This window comes from Streptomyces sp. MK7, from assembly GCF_032658145.1.
Lineage (GTDB): Bacteria > Actinomycetota > Actinomycetes > Streptomycetales > Streptomycetaceae > Streptomyces > Streptomyces spiralis.
Window position 1 is genome coordinate 90331 of record NZ_JAVACL010000011.1, and the last position, 20113, is coordinate 110443.

13 protein-coding genes and 2 pseudogenes are annotated in these 20113 nt (G+C 71.8%); 6 read left to right on the forward strand and 9 right to left on the reverse strand.

All coding sequences use genetic code 11. The features are described from left to right. Positions 1-4 precede the first annotated feature (4 nt). A complete protein-coding gene (locus tag R2S09_RS15395; protein WP_306185110.1) occupies positions 5-1180 on the forward strand; it encodes an anhydro-N-acetylmuramic acid kinase in 1176 nt (391 codons plus the stop codon). A gap of 25 nt (positions 1181-1205) precedes the next feature. Continuing rightward, entirely contained in the window at positions 1206-4061 is a 2856-nt protein-coding gene (locus R2S09_RS15400; RefSeq protein ID WP_316741538.1) for an FAD-binding and (Fe-S)-binding domain-containing protein, read from the forward strand. 53 nt (positions 4062-4114) lie between these two features. On the opposite strand, the gene R2S09_RS15405 is transcribed toward R2S09_RS15400, so the two are convergent. From R2S09_RS15405 to R2S09_RS15415, 3 genes are all read right to left on the reverse strand, one after another. Further along, positions 4115-4315 carry an MOSC domain-containing protein gene (locus tag R2S09_RS15405; RefSeq protein ID WP_316741539.1) on the reverse strand — a complete coding sequence of 67 codons (201 nt, stop codon included), beginning with the start codon at positions 4313-4315 and terminating at the stop codon, positions 4115-4117. A gap of 12 nt (positions 4316-4327) precedes the next feature. Then, positions 4328-4810: an MOSC N-terminal beta barrel domain-containing protein gene (locus R2S09_RS15410; RefSeq protein WP_316741540.1), complete on the reverse strand. Its 483-nt coding sequence runs from the start codon at positions 4808-4810 to the stop codon at positions 4328-4330. A 185-nt stretch (positions 4811-4995) separates the two neighbouring features. Beyond that, entirely contained in the window at positions 4996-5514 is a 519-nt protein-coding gene (locus tag R2S09_RS15415) for a hypothetical protein (RefSeq protein WP_316741541.1), read from the reverse strand. 134 nt (positions 5515-5648) lie between these two features. On the opposite strand from R2S09_RS15415, the gene R2S09_RS15420 reads away from it, so the two are divergent. Then, complete coding sequence (locus R2S09_RS15420; protein WP_316741542.1) at positions 5649-6266, forward strand: amino acid permease; 618 nt, start codon at positions 5649-5651, stop codon at positions 6264-6266. 191 nt (positions 6267-6457) lie between these two features. Beyond that, positions 6458-7006 (forward strand): DUF1062 domain-containing protein, encoded by a 549-nt coding sequence (locus R2S09_RS15425; RefSeq protein ID WP_306185098.1) that lies wholly within the window; start codon positions 6458-6460, stop codon positions 7004-7006. A gap of 80 nt (positions 7007-7086) precedes the next feature. Here the strand turns inward: R2S09_RS15425 and R2S09_RS15430 are convergent, their stop codons facing one another. Both R2S09_RS15430 and R2S09_RS15435 read right to left on the reverse strand, forming a co-directional pair. Further along, positions 7087-8232, reverse strand: coding sequence for a DUF3103 family protein (locus R2S09_RS15430; protein ID WP_316741544.1), 1146 nt, complete (start codon positions 8230-8232; stop codon positions 7087-7089). A gap of 123 nt (positions 8233-8355) precedes the next feature. After that, positions 8356-9078 (reverse strand): FadR/GntR family transcriptional regulator, encoded by a 723-nt coding sequence (locus R2S09_RS15435; protein ID WP_306185094.1) that lies wholly within the window; start codon positions 9076-9078, stop codon positions 8356-8358. A gap of 252 nt (positions 9079-9330) precedes the next feature. Here R2S09_RS15435 and R2S09_RS15440 point away from each other — a divergent pair. Continuing rightward, positions 9331-13514 (forward strand): annotated as a pseudogene (locus R2S09_RS15440) (beta-galactosidase). A gap of 610 nt (positions 13515-14124) precedes the next feature. On the opposite strand, the gene R2S09_RS15445 reads toward R2S09_RS15440, so the two are convergent. From R2S09_RS15445 to R2S09_RS15455, 3 genes and pseudogenes are all read right to left on the reverse strand, one after another. Further along, positions 14125-15015, reverse strand: a complete 891-nt coding sequence (locus tag R2S09_RS15445) for a LysR substrate-binding domain-containing protein (protein WP_316741547.1) — start codon at positions 15013-15015, stop codon at positions 14125-14127. A 167-nt stretch (positions 15016-15182) separates the two neighbouring features. Next, positions 15183-16043 (reverse strand): NAD-dependent epimerase/dehydratase family protein, encoded by an 861-nt coding sequence (locus tag R2S09_RS15450; RefSeq protein WP_316741613.1) that lies wholly within the window; start codon positions 16041-16043, stop codon positions 15183-15185. Between the two features lie 199 nt (positions 16044-16242). Continuing rightward, positions 16243-16790: pseudogene (locus R2S09_RS15455) on the reverse strand (LLM class flavin-dependent oxidoreductase); the annotation flags it as partial. Between the two features lie 199 nt (positions 16791-16989). On the opposite strand from R2S09_RS15455, the gene R2S09_RS15460 reads away from it, so the two are divergent. Continuing rightward, entirely contained in the window at positions 16990-18234 is a 1245-nt protein-coding gene (locus R2S09_RS15460; protein WP_316741548.1) for a glycoside hydrolase family 6 protein, read from the forward strand. A gap of 175 nt (positions 18235-18409) precedes the next feature. On the opposite strand, the gene R2S09_RS15465 is transcribed toward R2S09_RS15460, so the two are convergent. Continuing rightward, on the reverse strand, positions 18410-20101 hold the full coding sequence (locus tag R2S09_RS15465; RefSeq protein WP_306185087.1) for a SpoIIE family protein phosphatase: 1692 nt from the start codon (positions 20099-20101) through the stop codon (positions 18410-18412). Positions 20102-20113: the final 12 nt, after the last annotated feature.

Consider the following 20113-nt stretch of genomic DNA (forward strand, 5'->3'; position numbering starts at 1 on the left):
CGCCGTGCGAGTGATCGGCCTGATGTCGGGCACCTCCTACGACGCCATCGAGGCCGCCGCCGCGGACCTCACCCTGGACGGCGACACCCTGCTGCTGCGTCCCCTCGGCCACCTGTCCGTCCCCTACCCGCACGAGGTGCGGGACCTGATCGCCGCCACCCTGCCGCCGGCCGCCACGACCACCCAGGCCGTGTGCGCCCTGGACACCGGCATCGGCCAGGCCTTCGCCGGCGCCGCCGAACGCGCCCTGCACGACGTGTGCGAGGGCACCGCCGACCTCGTGGTCTCCCACGGCCAGACCCTGCACCACTGGGTCGAGGACGGCACCGTCCGCGGCACGCTCCAGCTCGGCCAGCCCGCCTGGATCGCCGAGGCCACCGGCCTCCCGGTCGTCTCCGACCTGCGCAGCAGGGACGTGGCCGCGGGCGGGCAGGGTGCCCCGCTGGTCGGCATGACCGACACCCTGCTGCTGCGCGCCCTCCACGGCACACCCGCGGCCCTCAACCTCGGCGGCATCGCCAACGTCACCGTCCTCGTGCAGGGAGCCGAGCCGCTGGCCTTCGACACCGGCCCGGCCAACGCCCTGCTGGACGCGGCCGTACGGCACTTCACCGACGGCGCCGCCGCCTACGACGAGGACGGCCGCAGGGCCGCCGCCGGCCGCACCCACCCCGAGCTGCTCCGCATCCTGCTGGACGACCCCTACTACCGCAGGCCCGCCCCGAAGAGCACCGGCAAGGAACACTTCCACCTGCCCTATCTGCACAGAGCGCTCGACGCACTGGCCACGCCCGCCCCCGGACCCGACGACGTGCTCGCCACCCTGACCCGGCTGACCGCCGTCACCGTCGCCGACGCCTGCCGCGCCCACGGGGTCACCGAGCTGGTCGCCTCCGGCGGCGGCACCCGCAACCCCGTGCTGATGGGCATGATCGCCGAGGAACTGCCCGGCGTGCCGCTGCGCCCCAGCGACGACCTGGGCCTGCCCTCCGACGCCAAGGAGGCGCTTGCCTTCGCGATCCTGGGCTTCCTCACGGCCCACGGCCTGCCCGGCACGCTGACGTCGGGCACCGGAGCGCGCCGGGCCACACTGCTGGGCAGCATCACCCCGGGCCGGGCGCCGCTGCGCCTGCCCGAACCCGCCGCACATCCGCCGCGCCTGCTGCGGATCGCCCCCTGACCTGCCACTCCAGCACCGAGGACCCATGAGCCGCACCGACGCCACACCGCCCGCACCGGCCGCCGGTCTCGCCGAACTCCTGGCCGGGTGTGTCAGTGACCCGGCCAGGGTGAGCACCGAGCTGCCCCGCCGCATCGCGACCGCCCACGACGCGTCGCCGTACCTGTTCACGCCCCGGGCCGTCGTGCGCGCCGCGTCCGCGGCCGAGGTCGGCGCCCTGATGGCCGCGGCACGCGCGGCCGGACTGCCGCTGACCCTGCGCTCGGGCGGCACCAGCCTGGCCGGGCAGGCAGGCGGCGACGGCATCCTCGTGGACGTCCGCAGCCACTGGCGCACCGCCGAGGTCCTCGACGAGGGCCGGCGCATCCGGCTGCAACCAGGCCTGACGGTACGTCAGGCCAACGCGCGCCTCGCCCGGTACGGCCGCCGACTCGGCCCCGACCCGGCCAGCGAGACCGCGTGCACCATCGGCGGCCTGGTGGCCAACAACTCCAGCGGCATGAACTGCGGCACCCAGGACAACGCCTACCGGACCATGGAGTCCCTGCAGTGCGTGCTGCCCTCCGGCACCGTGGTCGACACCGCGGCCCCCGACGCCGACCAGGCGCTGCGCGCCCGCGAGCCCGAACTGCACGCGGGACTGCTGCGGCTGCGTGACCGCGTCCGCGCCTCGGCCGCCTCACGCGCCACCATCGAGCGGCTCTTCTCCATGAAGAACACCATGGGGTACGGCCTGAACTCGTTCCTGGACCACACCGAGCCGGCCGACATCCTCGCCCACCTGATGATCGGCAGCGAGGGCACGCTGGGCTTCGTGGGAGAAGCCGTCTTCCGTACGGTCCCGCTCCTGCCCCACACCGCCACCGGCCTGCTGGTGCTGCCCGGACTCGCCGACGCCACCGACGCGTTGCCCGCACTCCTGGCCGCGGGCGCCCGCACCGCCGAACTCCTGGACGCCGCGTCGCTGCGCGTGGCCCAGCGGTCCCCGGATCCCGTGGACGAACTGCGCGGCCTGCGCGTCGAACGGCATGCCGCCCTGCTGGTCGAGTTCGCCGAGGACAGCGCCGAACTGCTCCAGGAGACGGTGGCCACCGCGCAGCCGGTCCTGGACCGCCTGCCCGCCGTCACCGGCACGGCACTCGCCCGCGACCCGCGCGTCCGGTCCCGGCTCTGGCACCTGCGCAAGGGCCTGTACACCGCGGTCGCGGGCGCGCGCCGTCCCGGCACCACCGCGCTCCTGGAGGACATCGCGGTGCCGATGGAACGGCTGACCGGCACCTGCGAAGGCCTGATCGGCCTCTTCGACCGGCACGGCTACCAGGACGCGGTGATCTTCGGCCACGCCCGCGACGGCAACCTGCACTTCATGCTCACCCAGGACTTCGACTCCGCCCGCGAGACCGAACGCTACGCCCGGTTCACCGACGCCATGGTCGACCTGGTCCTGGACGCCGGCGGCACACTCAAGGCCGAGCACGGCACCGGCCGCGCCATGGCCCCCTTCGTCCGCCGCCAGTACGGCGACGAACTGCACGACATCATGCGCGAGCTGAAGCGCCTGTGCGACCCGCACGGCGTCCTGAGCCCCGGTGTGCTCCTGGCGGACGACCCGGCCGCGCACCTGCGCAGCCTCAAGAGCGTCCCGAAGGTCGACCCCGCCGTGGACGCGTGCGTGGAGTGCGGCTACTGCGAGCCCGTCTGCCCCAGCGCGGACGTCACCACGACACCCCGTCAGCGCATCGCCCTCCAGCGCGAGATCGCGCTGGCCACCGCCGCCGGGGACGACGAACGCCGCCGCGTCCTGGAGGCCGACTACACCTACGCGGCCGTCGACAGCTGTGCGGCCGACAGCCTCTGCGTCACCGCCTGCCCGGTCACCATCGACACCGGTGCGGTCATGAAGCGCCTGCGCGCGGAACGCCACGGCGCCACCGCGCAGCGCGCCGGGAACGCCGCGGCCCGGCACTGGGGCACGGCGGTCAAGGGCGTGCGCGCCGCGCTCGACACCGCCCACGCCCTGCCCGCCCCCGCGCTGCGTGCCGCCACCGGAGCGGTACGGCGGCTCGGGGCGGGGGAACTCGTGCCCGCCTGGACCGACGACATCCCGCGCGGTGGCCCGCCCCGCCCCACGCCCCGGCGGCCCGCGACGGCACGCGCGGTGTTCTTCGCCGCCTGCATCGGCAGCGTCTTCGCCCCCGAGGCGGCCACCGGAGCAACGGGGGGCGCGGCGGCCGCCTTCCTACGGCTGTGCGAACGGGCAGGCGTTGCCGTCACCGTGCCCAGCGGGCTGGCGGGCCTGTGCTGCGGAACACCCTGGCAGTCCAAGGGGTACACCGCCGGGCACCGGACGATGGCCGCCCGCACACTCGAGGCGCTGTGGGAGGCCAGCGACCACGGCCGGCTGCCCGTGGTCTGCGACGCCTCCTCGTGCACCCACGGCCTGGAGCAACTGCTCGACGCGGTCCCGGAACCGGACCGCACCCGCTTCGCTTCCCTGCGCTTCGTCGACAGCGTCGTCTTCACCGCCGAGCACCTGCTGCCCGCCCTGCCCGAACCCCGCCGCCTGGGCAGCCTCGCCCTGCACCCCACCTGCTCCACCGCGCACCTGGGCATCGACGGCTCCCTGCGCGCCGTGGCCGCGGCCGTGAGCGACACGGTCAGCGTTCCCGAGAACTGGGGCTGCTGCGCGTTCGCGGGCGACCGCGGTCTGCTCCACCCGGAGATCACCGCGGCGGCCACGGCAGCCCAGGCGGCCGAGATCACCGCGGGCGCGTACGACGCGTACGCCTCCTGCAACCGCACCTGCGAGATGGGCATGACCCGCGCCACCGGCCGCCCCTACCGGCACGTACTGGAACTCCTCGACGAGGCCACCGCCTGAGGAGGACCGGCGTGCGCGTGCCGCCCGGGCCCTCAGGACAGTCGGACCCGCCCTCAGAGCCAGCGCGCCGTGTCCCCGACACGGACCCGGCCCGGTGTCCCGACCGCCGCGTACACGCCGAGGGTGTTGCCCAGCTCGCGGGCGACCCAGCGGAGCACGGAGCGGTCGTGCGGGACGGTCGGCGTCTCCTTGGTGATCATCACACAGCGGTCGCATCCCCCGGTGAACCGCAACCGCAGTGAGCCGATGGCCATCCGGCGGCCGATTCACTCGTGTTCGGGGTACCCGCTCGCCTGGTCGCCGTCCACCCCGCCGGGAACGTCGTCGAGCACCAGGTTGGGCCGGAACCGGCTGGCGTCCAGCGCACTGTCCGGCAGCGCCGCCCCCAGGCTGCGCAGCGCCGTCGTCGTCATCACAGGAAGCGCGGCGTCCGGCGGGTGCGGCGGCCGGTGCTCGGCCGGCCTGACCGCGGCCTGGACCGCGGCACTGAGCCGGTCGGCGGCGTCCGGCGCGTCGGAGCGGAACCGCCGGCCGTCCGGCAGGATCAGCTCGGCCAGGCCCGGCCCGACGGCGACCGCCCGCAGCCGCATGAGCGCCGGAATCGCACCCGCCCAGGTGACTTCGTCCCGCTCGTCGTGGACGGCGACGACCCGGTCCCCCTCGATGCCCGGCGCACCCACCGCGGCGGCGGTCAGGCGCTCACCGCCCACCGACTCCACCGGATACCGCCATATCTGATCGACCCGCATCCATCGCCCCCTTCGTCCCTGGTCCGGCAACCGCGGCCGACGGCTGCTCCCGCAGGCAAGCACGACGATCACCGTATCGGGGGTCACCTGCTCCGCGAAGCCGTCTTCGCGTGCGCCGGTGATCAGATGACGCCCCGGATCGCTTGCCGCCGGAGGGACGGGTGTGCCGTTCACCGATGGCGGTGTCACGCACAGCGGTCGGCGTGCCTGACGTCCACGACGAAGCGCTCCGGGTCGTGGAGTGTGAAGGCGTGGTAGACGGGGTTGGCGTGGAAGGCGGCCCCGAAGCCGACGACGCCCTCGAAGTCGCCGGTCAGGGCAACGCCCCTGAGCTGGGTCAGAGGGATCTTCACCAGCCGGGGTCCTTGGTGGACCGGCCGTCCCGCCGTGTCGTGCGCGACGGCCGGCGAGAGGCTGATCCGGAGGAAGTGCCTGCCGGGCAGGGGGACATGCTTCCCGGAGGGGTCGTAGCGCAGTTCCTCGACCGGCTTCACGGCGACCGGGGGCATGGTGCCCCGGACGTCGATGACGAGTCGGTCGAAGGTGCAGTGTCCGCCCCATCGGGCGTGCACGACGAGCGCGGTCGCCGGGGCCTTCCCGGTCGCCCCGGTCCGCGGGGCGGCCGAGGCGGGGATCGTGGCACAGGCGGCGGCGGTGAGAAGGAGGCCCGCGGCGAGGGCCGCACGGCGCGGATGGTGGTGCATTTCGCCCCCCCGATCTTTCTTCCCAAGGGGACAGTGCTTTCACCATCGAAGACATCCGGCCGGGCCGCACGGTTGCATCGGCGAAGTGCGGCCGTCACATCGGAAAATCAGTTCGTTCATAATGGAAACATCTGTTGGACAGGTTTCCGGGCGCCTCCGACGATGTTTGGCGCGGTAGCACAGCCGCGGCCGACGGCGGCTTCTTCACCCGCGCCCTCGGCACCTTCCACCCGCGGCTCGGTACGCCGGTACGCACCAACCTGCTCTCCGGAGCCGTGGCCACGGTGTTCATGCTCGCCGCCATGCGGTTCGCGAACGGCGACGCGGCCGATGTGTTCGCCGTGGTGCTCACCGTCGCGGTCACCACCTTGCTGCTGTCCTACCTGGTCGTCATCCCCGCACTGGTCCTGCTCAGGATCCGCCGTCCGGACGTCCCGCGGCCCTATCGCGTTCCCATCGGCACCCGTGGCTTCCTGCTCTGCGGCGCGCTCGTCTACGCCTGGATCCTCATCGGCTCGTGGTCGGCGCTCTTCCCCGGAGTGCTGGAACAGCTCTTCGGCATCGACTACGTCTTCCACGACGTCCGGGGCGTCTCCCGCGCCTCGTTCGAGGCGTTCAGCCTCGGCACCGTAGTCGTCCTGCTGATCGTCGGCGTCCTGGGAGTGGCGGTGGCCCGCCGAGAGGGCACGGCACGGGCCGTAACCGGCGAGGCCAGAACCTGGGGGGTGTCTCGTCGACCGCGGGTGGCATGACCCGGATCGCTCGAAAACCAGTGGAGCACCGCCGCTGCGCGCCGCTACCGTGCAGCCGAACCCAGTCGTCTGGTGAAGGACGTGCCGTTGTACACCCTGTGAGACCTCCCGAGCGCTGACTCGTCGCGCGTCGCGCATGTGCGCCGCGCTGCTTCTTGCTGCGGACTTCTCACTGAAACCGGTGTACTTCTGTGCTCACCAGCTGGGTGGTCATGCCCACCTGCCTGCCGACCGTCCTCCGCCGTTGCCACACGTGCTCGTCAGAGCGCTTCCGGGCCAACGGCAAGTTCCGTGTCAACGCGAACCACAAGCTCCTCGACGCCTGGCTCCTGGTGCTCTGCACCGTCTGCGGGGACACGGCGAAGCTCACGGTCCTGGAGCGGACGAATGTGCGCTCCGTCCGACCTGAGCTGCTGGACCGGATGCACGACAACGACCCTGGGCTGGCAGCCGAGCTGCTCCAGGATCCGGTCGTGCGGCGCCGTAACCGTGTAGCCCTCGACTGGGCGGGCGCCTGGCGCCTCGACACCGGCGGATCGGATCACCTGGACCGCGAGGTGATCGATGTCTCGGTCCGCTTCGCGGCGCGGATCCCTGTCCGGCCGGTGCGACTGATCGCCGAAGGCTGCGGTCTTTCGCGGGCCGCGGTCGAGAGGCTGATCACGGAGGGGAGAGTCGTTTCGGCGGTCCGGCTGAGCGGCAGGCTCTCCGACGACTTCACGTTCACGCTCAAGCGCTGAGTCCTCCCCAGGACCAGGGGCCTGTCCGGCAGGATCCGCCGGACAGGCCCCGAGCAGGTGATGTGGCGCCGCGGGCTGCGTCAGAGTTCCTCGACGAAGTACGGTTCGACCGTCATCCAGCCGTTGCCCGCGGCGCCGTTCAGCCGGCCGGTGGAGTTCTTCGACAGGGTGTACCAGGAGTCCACGTAGTCGGGGTCATCGGTGAACCAGGAGTCGGGCATCGCGCTCAGCAGCGCGTTCACCAGGGGGATGTAGGTTCCCTGGTCGGTCACCGTGAGCAGGGCTGTCGTGAGCGCCTGGGCCAGCGCCTTGTAGTTGGTGCCGTCGTCGTCCTCCATCATGACGACGTCGGCGAGGTTGTACTTGTAGTTCGACCAGTTGACCAGGATCTGGTTCGGGTAGTAGACGGTGTTGTCGTCGTCCAGGTACGGCATGTCGACGGAGTCGACGCGTACTTTGCCGTCCAGCCCGAAGCCGGTCACCAGGGAGAACATTTCGGCTCCGCCCTTGAACCAGGGCTCCTCGTCGTCCTTCACCTCGACGCCGGTGACCTTGGTGGCCCACCAGCCCGCCGCGTCGAGAGTGCTCACCGGCTTGTCCGGCAGCCGGTCGAGGCCGTCCGCGGCGAGCGCGTCACGCAGCACTGCCATGCCGGCCCGGTGAGCCTTGGAGACGTCGATGTCCAGGACGTAGAGCGGACGTTGGGGTATCCGGGCGGTCTCCACGGTGTGACGGCCGCCCTGGCTGTCGTAGGCCGTGAGGGTCGTGGCGTGGTCGTCGGCTGCCGCGACGGCGACCCAGGGGGTGGTGTCGGCACGCAGACGCGCGCGCATGGAGGGCGCACCCAGGCGTACCCGCAACAGCGATCCCGTCGACTCGGGCAGCCCCTTCAGGGCCGTGATACGCCGGTCGGCGGTGGAGACCGAAGCCCGCAGACGGCCGCCCGCCTCATCGACGGCCTGGCCGGCCAGCGCCTGCAGATCCACCTCTCGCGTGCCGAGCGCGGCCGAGCGCACCTGCGCCCTCCACCGCGGATCGCGGAGTGAGGAGGAAAGCGACCGCGCGACCGACTCCTCGACACCGCGGACCTGTGCGTGCGGAGCGGGCGGGACCTGGCCGCCCGGGTTCGCGGCCGTCGAGGCGATCGCCGGCTGCACACTGCCGGCGATGACGGCCGACAGCATCACGCTGATCAGGGTGCGGCGCCGCTTGCTTGCTCTGCTCATCATGCTCCTTCTGCTGGTTCGGCGTGTCGTGCGGATGATTGCGGTGATTGACGCGAACATGACATACGTGCGAACGGGGCGGGAACAGCCCGGAAGTCTTCGCCTCCTGCGCGGAGGCGTTTCCTATGCGGAGTCGTCGTCGGCCGAGCGCGCCCGGGCGTGATCCAGTGAGCTCAACATGATCTTCTCGGTGTCGCGCAGGTACGCTTCGGCCGCGCGCTGCGCCTCCTCGCTCCGGTGACCGGTCACGGCGTGCACCACCGGCGCGAGCCGCTTCGACGCCTCCGCGGGGTCCTCGAACGGTGCCCGCAGGGCTCCCCGCACGGGGAGGTAGGCGTTGAACAGCGTGTTGGTGAGCAGCAGGTAGACCCGGTTCCCGGTGGCCCGTGCCAGTTCCCGGTGCACCTCCACGTCGGCGAGCTGGGCGGCGTCCGCGTCCGGGGCCGCGCTCACTCGGTGCAGCAGTTCTTCCAGCAGCCGGGCCTGCCGCGCCGTGCGCCGAACCGCCGCGCGGCCGGCGATGAGCGTCCCGATGTGCCGTCGCACCTCGAAGATCTCCCTCAGCCACGCGGGGTCTTGCGCCGCCAGCACCGGGAGCAGTTCGGCGCCGCCGAGTCGTAGATAGTCCAGGATCCGGGTGCCGATGCCGTGCCGGGTGCTCAGCAGCCCCGCCTTCTCCAGTCGGGTCAGGGCGTGCTTCAAGGTGGTGCGTGTGACGCCGTACCCGGCGGCCAACTCCCGCTCGGGGGGCAGCAGGGAGCCGGGTTCGTGCGTGCCGCCGAGAATGTCCTCGCGCAGCCTGGCTTCCAGCACGTCGACCACGGATCGGCGGTGAATGCTCTCCACGGCCACGGAGGACCTCCAGACCTGCGCTCAGTGGTGCGAGGACTCACTGGTTCAGTGGCTCAGCCACTGCTTCAGTGAAGCAGCCTCCAGGACGTCCGGTCAACGCCCTTGCTGCTGCGGGGAGTTGCTCGTGATCGATCGCATCGGGGTCCTGGCCGGACCCGCGTTCGGCCCGCCCCATTGTGCGGTGCCTCCCACCCCCTTACTGTTCGACTTTGCCTGAGTCTGTTTGAAGTTGGTTGGTCTGACGGTATGGAGGCCACAGTGCGCAGAGAACGGGTCGGTCGAAGAGGTGCGAGACCCGGCCGCCGTCGGTGGTGGAGGGGGATACTCGCGACGGCCGCGACCATCGCGCTGTCCACGGGCCTGATCGCGCCCGCCGCGGCGGAAGACGTCCGAGGACAGGCGGCCGCCGCCGCGCCCGCCGCCGACTCCCGGGCGCACACGGTGACTTTCGACGGCTATTCGTTCCTCGTCGACGGCGAGCGCACCTACCTGTGGTCGGGGGAGTTCCACTACTTCCGGCTCCCCAGTCCCGACCTGTGGCGCGACATCTTCCAGAAGATGAAGGCCGCGGGGTTCAACGCCACGTCCCTGTACTTCGACTGGGGATACCACTCGCCGAAGCAGGGTGTGTACGACTTCAGCGGCGTACGTGACGTCGACAAGCTGCTCGACATGGCCGAGGAGGCCGGGCTCTACGTGATCGCGCGCCCGGCACCGTACATCAACGCGGAGGTCGACAGCGGCGGCCTGCCCGGCTGGATGACCACCAGGGCCGGGCACAACCGCAGCGACGACCCGCAGTTCCTGAAGTACGCCGACGAGTGGCTGACCCGGATCGACCGGATCATCGCCCGCCACCAGCTGACCAACGGCACCGGATCGGTCATCGCCTACCAGGTCGAGAACGAGTACTACAATGGCTCGGCCGCCGGCCGCTCCTACATGAAGCATCTGGAGGACAAGGCCCGCGCCGACGGCATCACCGTACCGCTGACCGGCAACAACAACGGCACCTTCAACTCCGGTACAGGAGCCCTGGACGTCGACGGCCCGGACTCCTACCCGCAGGGCTTCAACTGCTCCACCCCCTCCAAGTGGAACGGCGTTCCCGACATCTCCTACGACCACCCGGCGGGCAAACCGCTGTACTCGCCGGAGTTCCAGGGCGGCGCCTTCGACCCGTGGGGCGGGCCGGGCTACGACAAGTGCGCCCAGCTGATCAACGACCAGTTCGCCAACGTGTTCTACAAGCAGAACATAGCCGTCGGCGCCACCGCGCAGAGCTTCTACATGACCTACGGCGGCACCAACTGGGGCTGGCTGGGCATGCCGGAGAACTACACCTCCTACGACTACGGCGCCGCGATCCGCGAGAACCGACAGCTGGACCCGAAGTACTACGAGGACAAACTGATCGGGTACCTCACGCAGTCGGTCGCCCCGCTCACCAAGACCGACGTGATCAAGGCCGCGCCACCGGACGACCCGGCCGTCGTCGACACCGCCCGGACGAACCCCGACACCAAAACGCAGTTCCACGTCCTGCGGCACGGGAACTCCACGTCCACGGCGGTCGACAAGACCCACATCTCGCTGGACTTCGACGCCCAGCCGTCCGCGGACACCACCTACACCTGGGACGACCCCGACTCCGCGCTGCAGTACACCGGTTCGTGGTCGCACGTGGCCGACACGAGCTACACCGGCGGCGACTACAAGCACACCGAGTCGTTCTCCAACAAGGCCGGTGACTCGGTCACCGTCCCCTTCGACGGCACCGCGATCCGCTGGATCGGCTCGAAGACCGGCAACCACGGCTACGCCGACGTCTACCTCGACGGCACCAAGGCGGCCACGGTCGACGACTCCGGCGGTGAGAACCAGGCGGTGATCTTCCGGAAGACCGGCCTGACGCCCGGAGAGCACACGCTGAGGATCGTCGTCGCCGGCAGCCACAGCTCGGCCTCGTCGGACAACTACGTGTCCATCGACGCCATCGACGTGCCGACGGACGCCACCGCGACACCGACCTACCCGGTCGTGCCGCAGCAGCCGGACACGGCGATCACACTCGACGGGCGCGACTCGCACGTGATCGTGGCGAACTACCGGCTCGGGGACGCGCAGTTGCAGTACTCGACCTCGGAGATCATGACCCACGCGACCATCGGCAACCGGGACGTCGCGGTGCTCTACGGCGACCCGGGAAGCGACGGCGAGACCGTCCTGCGCTACGCCTCCGAGCCCACCGTGGTCACCAACGGCGGCAGCGTCGCGACCACCTGGGACGCGGCCACCGGTGACCTGCGGCTGAACTACACGCACAAGGGCCTGGTCCGGATCGGCATCAGCGGTGGCGGAAAGCGCCCGATGCTGCTGCTCGTCGGCGACAAGGCGACCGCGGAGACCTTCTGGCGCCAGGACACGGCGACCGGCCCGGTGCTCGTGCGCGGCACCCACCTGCTGCGGACGGCCACCAGCCTGGACGGCGGTCACACCGTGGCGCTCACCGGCGACAACGCCGACGACAAGAACATCGAGGTGTTCACCTCCGCCGACCACGTCACCTGGAACGGCAGGGCGGTGAACACCCGGGCCACCGACACCGGCAGCCTCACGGGCACGATCCCGGTCGCGGGCCCCGTCCAGCTGCCCGAGCTGACGAACTGGAAGCACGCCGAGGAGTCCCCCGAAGCGACCCCCGGTTTCGACGACTCCAGCTGGCAGGTGGCCGACAAGGCGACCACCGACAGCGTCTCCGGCGTCAACTCCCTGCCGGTGCTCTACGCGGACGACTACGGGTTCCACACCGGCAACACCTGGTACCGCGGCCGCTTCCGCGCCACCGGCAAGGAGACCGGCATCCACCTCGTCTCGGACTCCGGCGGCAAGGCGCAGGCGTTCTCCGCCTGGCTCAACGGCACCTTCCTGGGCAGCTCCACGACCGGCAGCGCCGACCTCACCTTCCCGGCCGGTTCGGTGAAGCCGAAGGGCGACAACGTCATCTCCGTACTGACCGTGAACATGGGGCACGAGGAGGACTACAACTCGACCAACGGCAACAAGACCGCACGCGGCCTGACGAACGCCTCCCTCATCGGGGCATCGCTGACCCCGGTCACCTGGCGGCTGCAGGGCGTGCGGGGCGGCGAGGACCCGCAGGACCCGGTGCGCGGCCCGCTCTCGACGGGCGGCCTGTACGGCGAGCGGGCCGGCTGGTCCCTGTCGGGCTACCCGGACGGCGGCTGGCATCCCGTGTCCCTGCCGACGACCGACACCCGCGCCGGCGTCTCGTGGTACCGCACCGACGTCGACCTGGACCTGCCGCACGGCCAGGACACCTCGCTCGGCTTGACGTTCACCGACGACCCGTCGCGCAAGTACCGCGCCACGATCTTCGTGAACGGCTGGCAGGTCGGCAACTACGTCAACTACCTCGGCCCGCAGCACACGTTCCCCGTGCCCAACGGCATTCTGGATCCGAACGGCCGGAACAGCATGGCCATCGCCGTGTGGAACCTGGACGGCAGCACCGGTGGGCTCGGCAAGGTGACGCTCACCGACTACGGCACCTACGCCTCCCCCCTCCGGGTCGCCCAGAACAACAGTCCCCGCTACGACCACCGGACGTACGAGATGCCGAAGCGGCCCGGAGCGGACGTCACCCTGGACACGCCCAACACCGCGGAGTCGGGACAGACCTTCACGGCCGAGGCGACGGTGCGGTTGCCCGAGGACGGACCGTCCGCGTCCCGGCTGACGGCCTCGCTCTCCCTGCCCGGGGGCTGGAGCGCGAGTGCCACGAGCCCCGAGTCGGTGGACCGCCTGCTCCCCGGCGAGTCGGCCGCCTTCACCTGGAAGGTGCGGCCACCGGACGGGAAGCTGCCCTCCGCCTCGGCCCTCACGGCCACGGTGCACTTCCGGCAGAAGGGACGGCAGGCCGCCGGGAGTGACGAGCGCATCGTCAGCGGAATCCCGCCGGCCCCCCCGACCGGGCAGAATCCGGTGAGCGACCTGCCGTTCCTGTCGTCGACCAACGGGTGGGGCCCGGTGGAGCGCGACAGCAGCGTCGGCGAGCAGGCGGCCGGTGACGGCCGTCCGATCAGTATCGCCGGCGCCGGCTATGCCAAGGGCCTGGGCACCAACTCGGTCAGCGACGTCGAGCTCTACCTCGCCGGAAAGTGCTCGCGGTTGACGGCGGACGTCGGCGTCGACGACGAGACCGGCGGCGCGGGGACCGTGACGTTCTCCGTGATCGCCGACGGCAAGACCCTGATCACCACGCCGACGATCCGGGGCAGGCAGGCGCGGTGCCGATCGACGTGGACGTCAGCGGCGCGCAGGTCGTCGACCTGAAGGTCGGCGACGCCGGAGACGGCAACGGCAACGACCACGGCGACTGGGCGATGCCGACGCTGACCTGCGGCTAGATCTGTGGCTCACGGATGCTTGCGGCAGCGGGACGGGACTCGGACCACCCTCGGCCGCAGGCGTCCGCCGGGCAGCCGGGTCACAGCAGGCCGCGGGCGGCCGCGAGGTCGCCGGGCACGTGATCGCATGCCGGTCACACGCAGCCCGCGGCCCGGTCGGCACCATCGGCTTCCGGCCATCCGGCGCCGACACGCTGACCGAGCGCCGGCCCGGCCCACGCTCGGCATGGTCGGCGACTGCTTCGGCGTCGTCCGCCGCGGTGTTCGTTCCGCTGACAGCGGCCTGAGCTGCCCGTGCGGCTCGTTCACGGACCCCGGACGCCGTCGCCCCACGCCCCGCTGCGCGTGCTCACCCCGTGGGCGGCCCCGCTGTGGCGGCACACGGGAGCCCGGTACGGGCCGGTGTGCCTCGCCATGACCGCCGCCCTGTCCGGGCCTGCGGGGAACTACCCGCCGGTCTCCTCGCCACACGGATGGTCGTGCTGGTGCGGCGGCGCGCGGGCCGGCGGCGTCCGCAGGACCGGCGGCAGGCCCGGTCCGCCCGAGTGGCGGTTGCCGGCCGGGTGGCCGGACGGCGAGCCCGCACCAGGGCGGGCGTCTCGTGCGCGCTTCAGCGCCCTGGGAGGTGTTCCGCGGACTGGCCCAGGGTCTGGGCCGCGGCCTCGGCGAAGTCGTGGATGAGGGGGGAGCGGCGGGACGCCGCCCACGCCAGGGCCACCTTGTTGGGACCGATGTCCTCCACGGGCAGGGCGATCACGTCCGGGCGCGTGTAGAAGCGGGCGGTGGAGAGAGGTATCACGCAGATGCCGGCTCCGGAGGCCACCAGTTCCAGCTTCTCCTCCACCTGGCGGATCGGCGGCACCTCGGGGCGGCGCTTCCCGCGCAACTCCAGCGCGACGTCACGCCACTCGGGTACGGCGTCAGGGTCCTGGAGCAGGTGTTCGGAGGCGAGGTCGCCGACGGTCACCGACGCCCTGCCCGCCAGGCGGTGGCCGGCCGGCAGCATCACGACCCGGGGCTCCTGGAAGAGCGGCCGCACCTCGAGGCCGTGCCGGTCGATGGGCAGCCGTACCACGCCGACGTCCGCCCGGCCGTCCAGCAGCACCTCCACCTGGTCGTCCCAACTGGTGCGAAGCAGACGTACGTTGACGTCGGGGTGGCGGGTGGTGAAGACGGCCGTGGCAGGCGTGACCGTGATGCCGGGCATGAAGCCGATGGTCAGCGCAGGGGTGCCCTGCGCCGCCGCCTTCACCCGCCGGACCAGTGCCTGGGCCTGGGCGAGCAGCGGGACGGCGTCCTCCAGCAACTGCTCTCCGGCGGGCGTGAGCAGCGTGCCGCGCCGGTCACGGTCGAAGAGCTCGGCGCGCAGGTCGTCCTCCAGGCTTCGGATCTGCCGGGACAACACCGGCTGGGCGATGTGCAGTCGCTCGGCCGCGCGCCCGAAGTGGAGCTCCTCGGCCACGGCCACGAAATACCGGAGCTTGCGCAGATCGAGATCCACCCGGCCTCACCGCTCACTTTCTCCGAGGCGACGACCCCCTGGGCGGTCGGCCGTCCGGAACGACTCCTTGATCGCCCCATGGGACGACCGGGGCAGTCGGTCACGAATCTACCGCCCGGGGCGCGGCGAGCCGTCACAGACGGTGCCGCGCTCTGACCCGGGCCGGTTCACCGGCCGCCGGCGAGGACGGCCAGCGGGTCGGTGTGCGCGGGGGTCCACCCCAGCTCGTCTTCGGCGCGTGCGGGAGTGAGCTGCTGGTCCAGGGCGAAGGCGTCCGCGATCGGGCCCATCTGCTCGCGGGCCTGCTCCAGCGTGAGGGAGGCGACCTTGCCGTCGAGTCCGACGGAGCGGGCGACGGCCAGCGAGCACTCCTTTGCGGTGGGGTTGACGCCGCCCACGCCGACGTACACCGCACCGGGCTTGGCCTTGAGAGCGGCGACGTACAGCTCCGCGATGTCGTCGACGTGGACCAGCGCCCAGCGGTTCGCACCGTCGCCGATGCAGGGGATGGCGCCGGCTTCCTTGCCCGGGGTGGTGTAGCAGATGTCGATCAGTCGGTTCTCTCCGCCGTAGAGCAGGCCGGGCCGCACCACGACGGGGCGGCCACCCTGCTGCGCACGCCGCAGGACGGCCTCCTCGACGGGCTTGCGCCAGGCGACCAGGGACGGCGGGTTCCAGGGGGCGGTCTCGTCCACGACCCCGTCGGTGTCGCCGTAGACCCAGGTGCCGCCGGTGTGCACGTAGGTGCCGGTGCCGATGCCGTCCTGCATGGCGGTGGCGGCCGCGAGGTCCTCGTCACCGGTCTCGGCCTGCGCCAGGTGGACGACCGCCTCCGCTCGGGCCGCCGCGGCGTTCAGTACACCGAGGTCTCCCAGCCCACCGCGCACCGGCGTCGCCCCGAGGGAGCTCACGGTCTCGGCGGCGCGGTCGTTGCGGGCCAGTGCCTCGACGGTGTGTCCGTGGCGGACGAGCGCGCTGATCGTGGTCTTGCCGATGTATCCGGATCCACCGGTGAGGAAGATCTTCATGGTCATGGCTCCTATCTCCGTAGGCCGGTGACTTCGCTGAACAGCCTGCGCCCGCGGACGGGCCCCCGTCCAAGACCTCTTCCGCCGCCTGTGATACCCGACGGGTATCAATCTCCTGGGTGCCGTGTCACCGTCGGTGGCCTCGCCCGCGCCGTTGCCGGCCTGGTCCGTGCCGGGCCGACAGGCCCGATGGACTCATTCAGCCGGCCAGCTCGCCGAGGAGTGCCCAGGTGCGCCGGCGGTCCGCCTCGCCCGCGGTCTCGGTGCCCGAGAACACGACCTCGGTGGCGCCGGCGTCGCGGTAACGCCGCATCTCGGCTTCGACACTTTCTCGTTGCCGATCACGGCCACGTCGGCGGCCCGCCGGCCGCCGGAGAGCTCGATGACCCGCGCGTAGGACGGGATCCGTTCGTAGAAGGCGAGGCTGTCGGTGGCCTTCACCCGTACCGCATCCGCGTCGTCCGTGACCACGCCGGGCACCGGGGCCACGATCCTGGGCGCCGGACGGGCGGCGGCCTCAGCCGCGGCGGTCAGGGTGCCAACGATGTGTTCCGCGTGGGCGCGCGGTCCTGCCGGATACGGCAGGATCCCGTCCTCGGCTCACCGTTGACCCGCAGCGCCTGCGGCCCCATCGCGGCCACCAGCAGGGGTCCGCTTCAACTGCCGTACGGCGGTGAGGAATTCACGAGGGCGCGCGATGGGACGTTCGAAGGGAAGGCCGAAGCCGGTCTCCGTCAGCAGTTTCGTGTACCAACCCGCGGCGACGGCGCGCCGCTGCCGTCTTCCTGAGCTTCCGTCATGCCTGGCATCTTCACTTCTCGAAGCTCGTCCGGGGGATTGACGCCGCTCCCGTACAAGGGGTTAATTCCTTGGTACGTTCATGGGAGCGCTCCCAGAGCTGTCCTGAACGCGCACGGCCACCCCACACATCCGAGGAGTCATCCGCATGACCGCACGCGACCGTGCCGCAAGCACCGGAACACCCGGCAGAACCGGCCGAGCCGGCGGAGTCCCCCGTCCGCGCTCCGTCGCCGCCGCCGCCGCAGCCGCAGCCGCGCTGGCCGCCACCGCGTTCGCGGCCACTCCCGCGCAGGCCGCGGCGCGGGCGCACTCGGCGCCGCCCGTCGCCCTGTACACCCCGCCCGCGAACCCGGACGCCAACCAGCAGATCCTGGACCTGGTACGGCACAGGCAGTTCAAGGACGCGGCCGGCGTGCTGGCGATGACGCTGACCCCACAGGCCGTGTGGTACGGCGACGGCACACCCGACGAGGTGCGGGCGTCGGTGCACAAGACGGTCGTGGACGCGGCCCGGCACCACGCGCTGCCGGTGCTCGCGCTCTACAACATCCCGGGCCGGGACTGCGCCCAGTACTCGGCCGGCGGCGCCGCCGACACCCCGCAGTACGAGGCGTGGATCGACGCCGTGCGCGCGGGAATCGGCAGCCTGCCCGCCACCGTGATCCTGGAGCCGGACTCGCTCGCGCTGCTGCCCTCGGACTGCGGCCAGGACGACGCGCAGGGCAGCAGGACCAGTGAGCGCTACACGGAGATCCACTACGCGGTGGACGCCCTGGAACCGCTGGCCGGGACCAAGGTCTACCTGGACGCCGGGCACAGCGGCTGGCACAGCGTCAACGACATCGTGCCCCGCCTCGTCGCCGGCGGCATCGACGACGCCACCGGCTTCTTCCTGAACATCTCCAACTACCGCTCCGACAGCGAACTGGCCTGGTATGGCAAGCTGATCTCGTCCTGCCTGAGCTACGTCTCGGCCGGCGGCCCGGCGGCCGACTGCCCCAACCAGTGGTGGGCGGTGAACGACGCCCAGGCGTGGCTCGACGCACATGTGCACGCGGCGCCGTCGGCCATGAAGCACTTCGTCACCGACACCAGCCGCAACGGGCAGGGCCCGTGGACCCCGCCGGCCGGCGTCTACTCCGACCCGCAGGACTGGTGCAACCCGCCCGGCCGCGGCACCGGCGCCAGGCCCACCCTCAGCACGGGGGACCCGCTGGCCGACGCCGAGCTGTGGGTGAAGATCCCCGGTGAGTCGGACGGACAGTGCACCCGCGGCACGGCGGGCCCCGACGACCCCGAGCGCGGCTACCAGGACCCGGCGGCCGGCCAGTGGTTCCAGCAGCAGGCCCTGGAACTGGTCCACAACGCCAACCCGCCGCTGCTGCACTGACGACGAGCGTTTCCGGGACGTGGGAAGGAGGAGTGGGTTCCGCACGCGAACGAGGGTGGTGGGCAGACCGTTGTCTCCCTGAGCAGGCCCGGGGGCGGACGCGGCGGCGATCGCCGCGGCCGAGGAGCGGCTGGGGCGGCTGCCGCCCTCGTCCCGGGACAACACACCTGGAGCCTCAGGAACACGAGCCGGGCACGTGTCGCACGGCCAGTATGGCCACGTCGTCGTCGTTGTCGGGTGGGCGTGCTCGTGCCAGCAACTCGTCCGCGAAGGACTCCAGGGGGCGGTGGGCCAAGGACATCGCATGCCGGCGCAGGCGGTCCAGGCCCTCGTCCAAGGCGTGACCGGGTGACTCGATCAGGCCGTCGGTGTAGAGGAGCAGGGTCGCTCCGGGCGGCAGCTCCGCCGTCGCGTCGGGGCGGACCTGCTCGGGCGCGACGCCCAGCAGGACCCCGTGGCCGTCGGTCAGATAGCGGGCCTCGCCCTCGTAGGTGACCAGCAGCGGAGGCGGATGGCCCGCGTTGGTCCAGGACAGCTCGCACCGGCCGGTCGCGCTGTCCGTCATGCGGGCGAAGACCAGCGTGGCCATGGAGACCTCCGCGATGTCCAGGATCGCCTGGTCGAGCCATTCCACGATCTTGCTCGGCGGTTGCTGCTGGGACAGGGCGTACGCGCGCAGCATGTTGCGCAGTTGGGCCATCCCGGCCGCCGCGTCCAGGTCATGGCCGACGACGTCGCCGACGGCGAGGGCGGTGGCGCCGTCCGTGAGGGTGAAGGCGTCGTACCAGTCGCCGCCGACCTGAGAGGCGTCGGGTGCGGGCAGGTAGCGGGCGGTCATGCTGCGGCCGGGCGTACCCGGGAGCCTCGGCAGCAGATGACGCTGCATGGTCTCGGCGACCTTGCGCTGGCGCTGGTAGAGGCGGGCGTTCTCCAGGGCGAGGCCGGCGCGGCGTGCGATGTCCTCCAGCAGGGCGGTGTCGGTCGCGGTGAACCGGTCCGGCTGGTCGGCGCGGCCGAGGGTGAGGGCGCCGAGCACGTCGTGCAGGCTGCGGATGGGGACCACGACGGCCGAGTGCATGCCGGTCGCCTCGAAAAGGCGGCGCTGCTCGACCGCGATACCGGAGTCGGGCGGTCCCTGGTAGGTCTCGGGCCCGGCGAAGGAGGGCGCCACGCCGCGCAGAGCGCGGGACAGGGGCATCGGGGACTCCTGCGGCACGGGCGGCATGGGCCCCTGGAGGTCCTCCCGGAACACCACGGCGCCGCCCTCGGCGTGGGCGACGGCGAAGCGCCATACCTCGTCCCGCTCGCGGATCAGGTCGATGACGGCCCAGTCGGCGAGGCGGGGCACAGCGAGGTCGATCAGGCGGCGCAGCGCCTCGTGGATGTCCAGGGTGGAGGTGAGCAGGGTGGTCGTCTCGGCGAGCAGCGCCAGCCGTTCCAGCTCCGAGAGTCGTCCGCCGGCCGGTGGCCGCTGGGCGGGTCGCCCGGAGCGTCCTGCGGAGTGGAAGAGGACGAGCGTGGCCGACCGATGGGCACCGATCTCGCAGGGAGTGGCCAGCCACGCCACCGGCAGCAGCGTGCCGTCGCCGCGCTCGAACCACTCGTCGCCTCCCTGCTCCGCGCGTCGGCCGAGGATGCTCTGCCGGATCCGGCACTGGGTCCTCGGCACGGGCTCCCCGCAACTGTTGCGATGCAGCAGGTCGTGGGCGTCCCGGCCGATCAGATCGGAGGCGGATCGGGCCAGGAGCTGTGCGCCGCGCGTGTTGACCGCAATGATCGACCCCTGCTCGTCCGACAGGTAAGCACCCGTACCCAGGGCGTTGAGGGCCCTGACAACCCATTCCTGCGGACCGCCCGAGCCCGCCATGGCCTGCCTCCC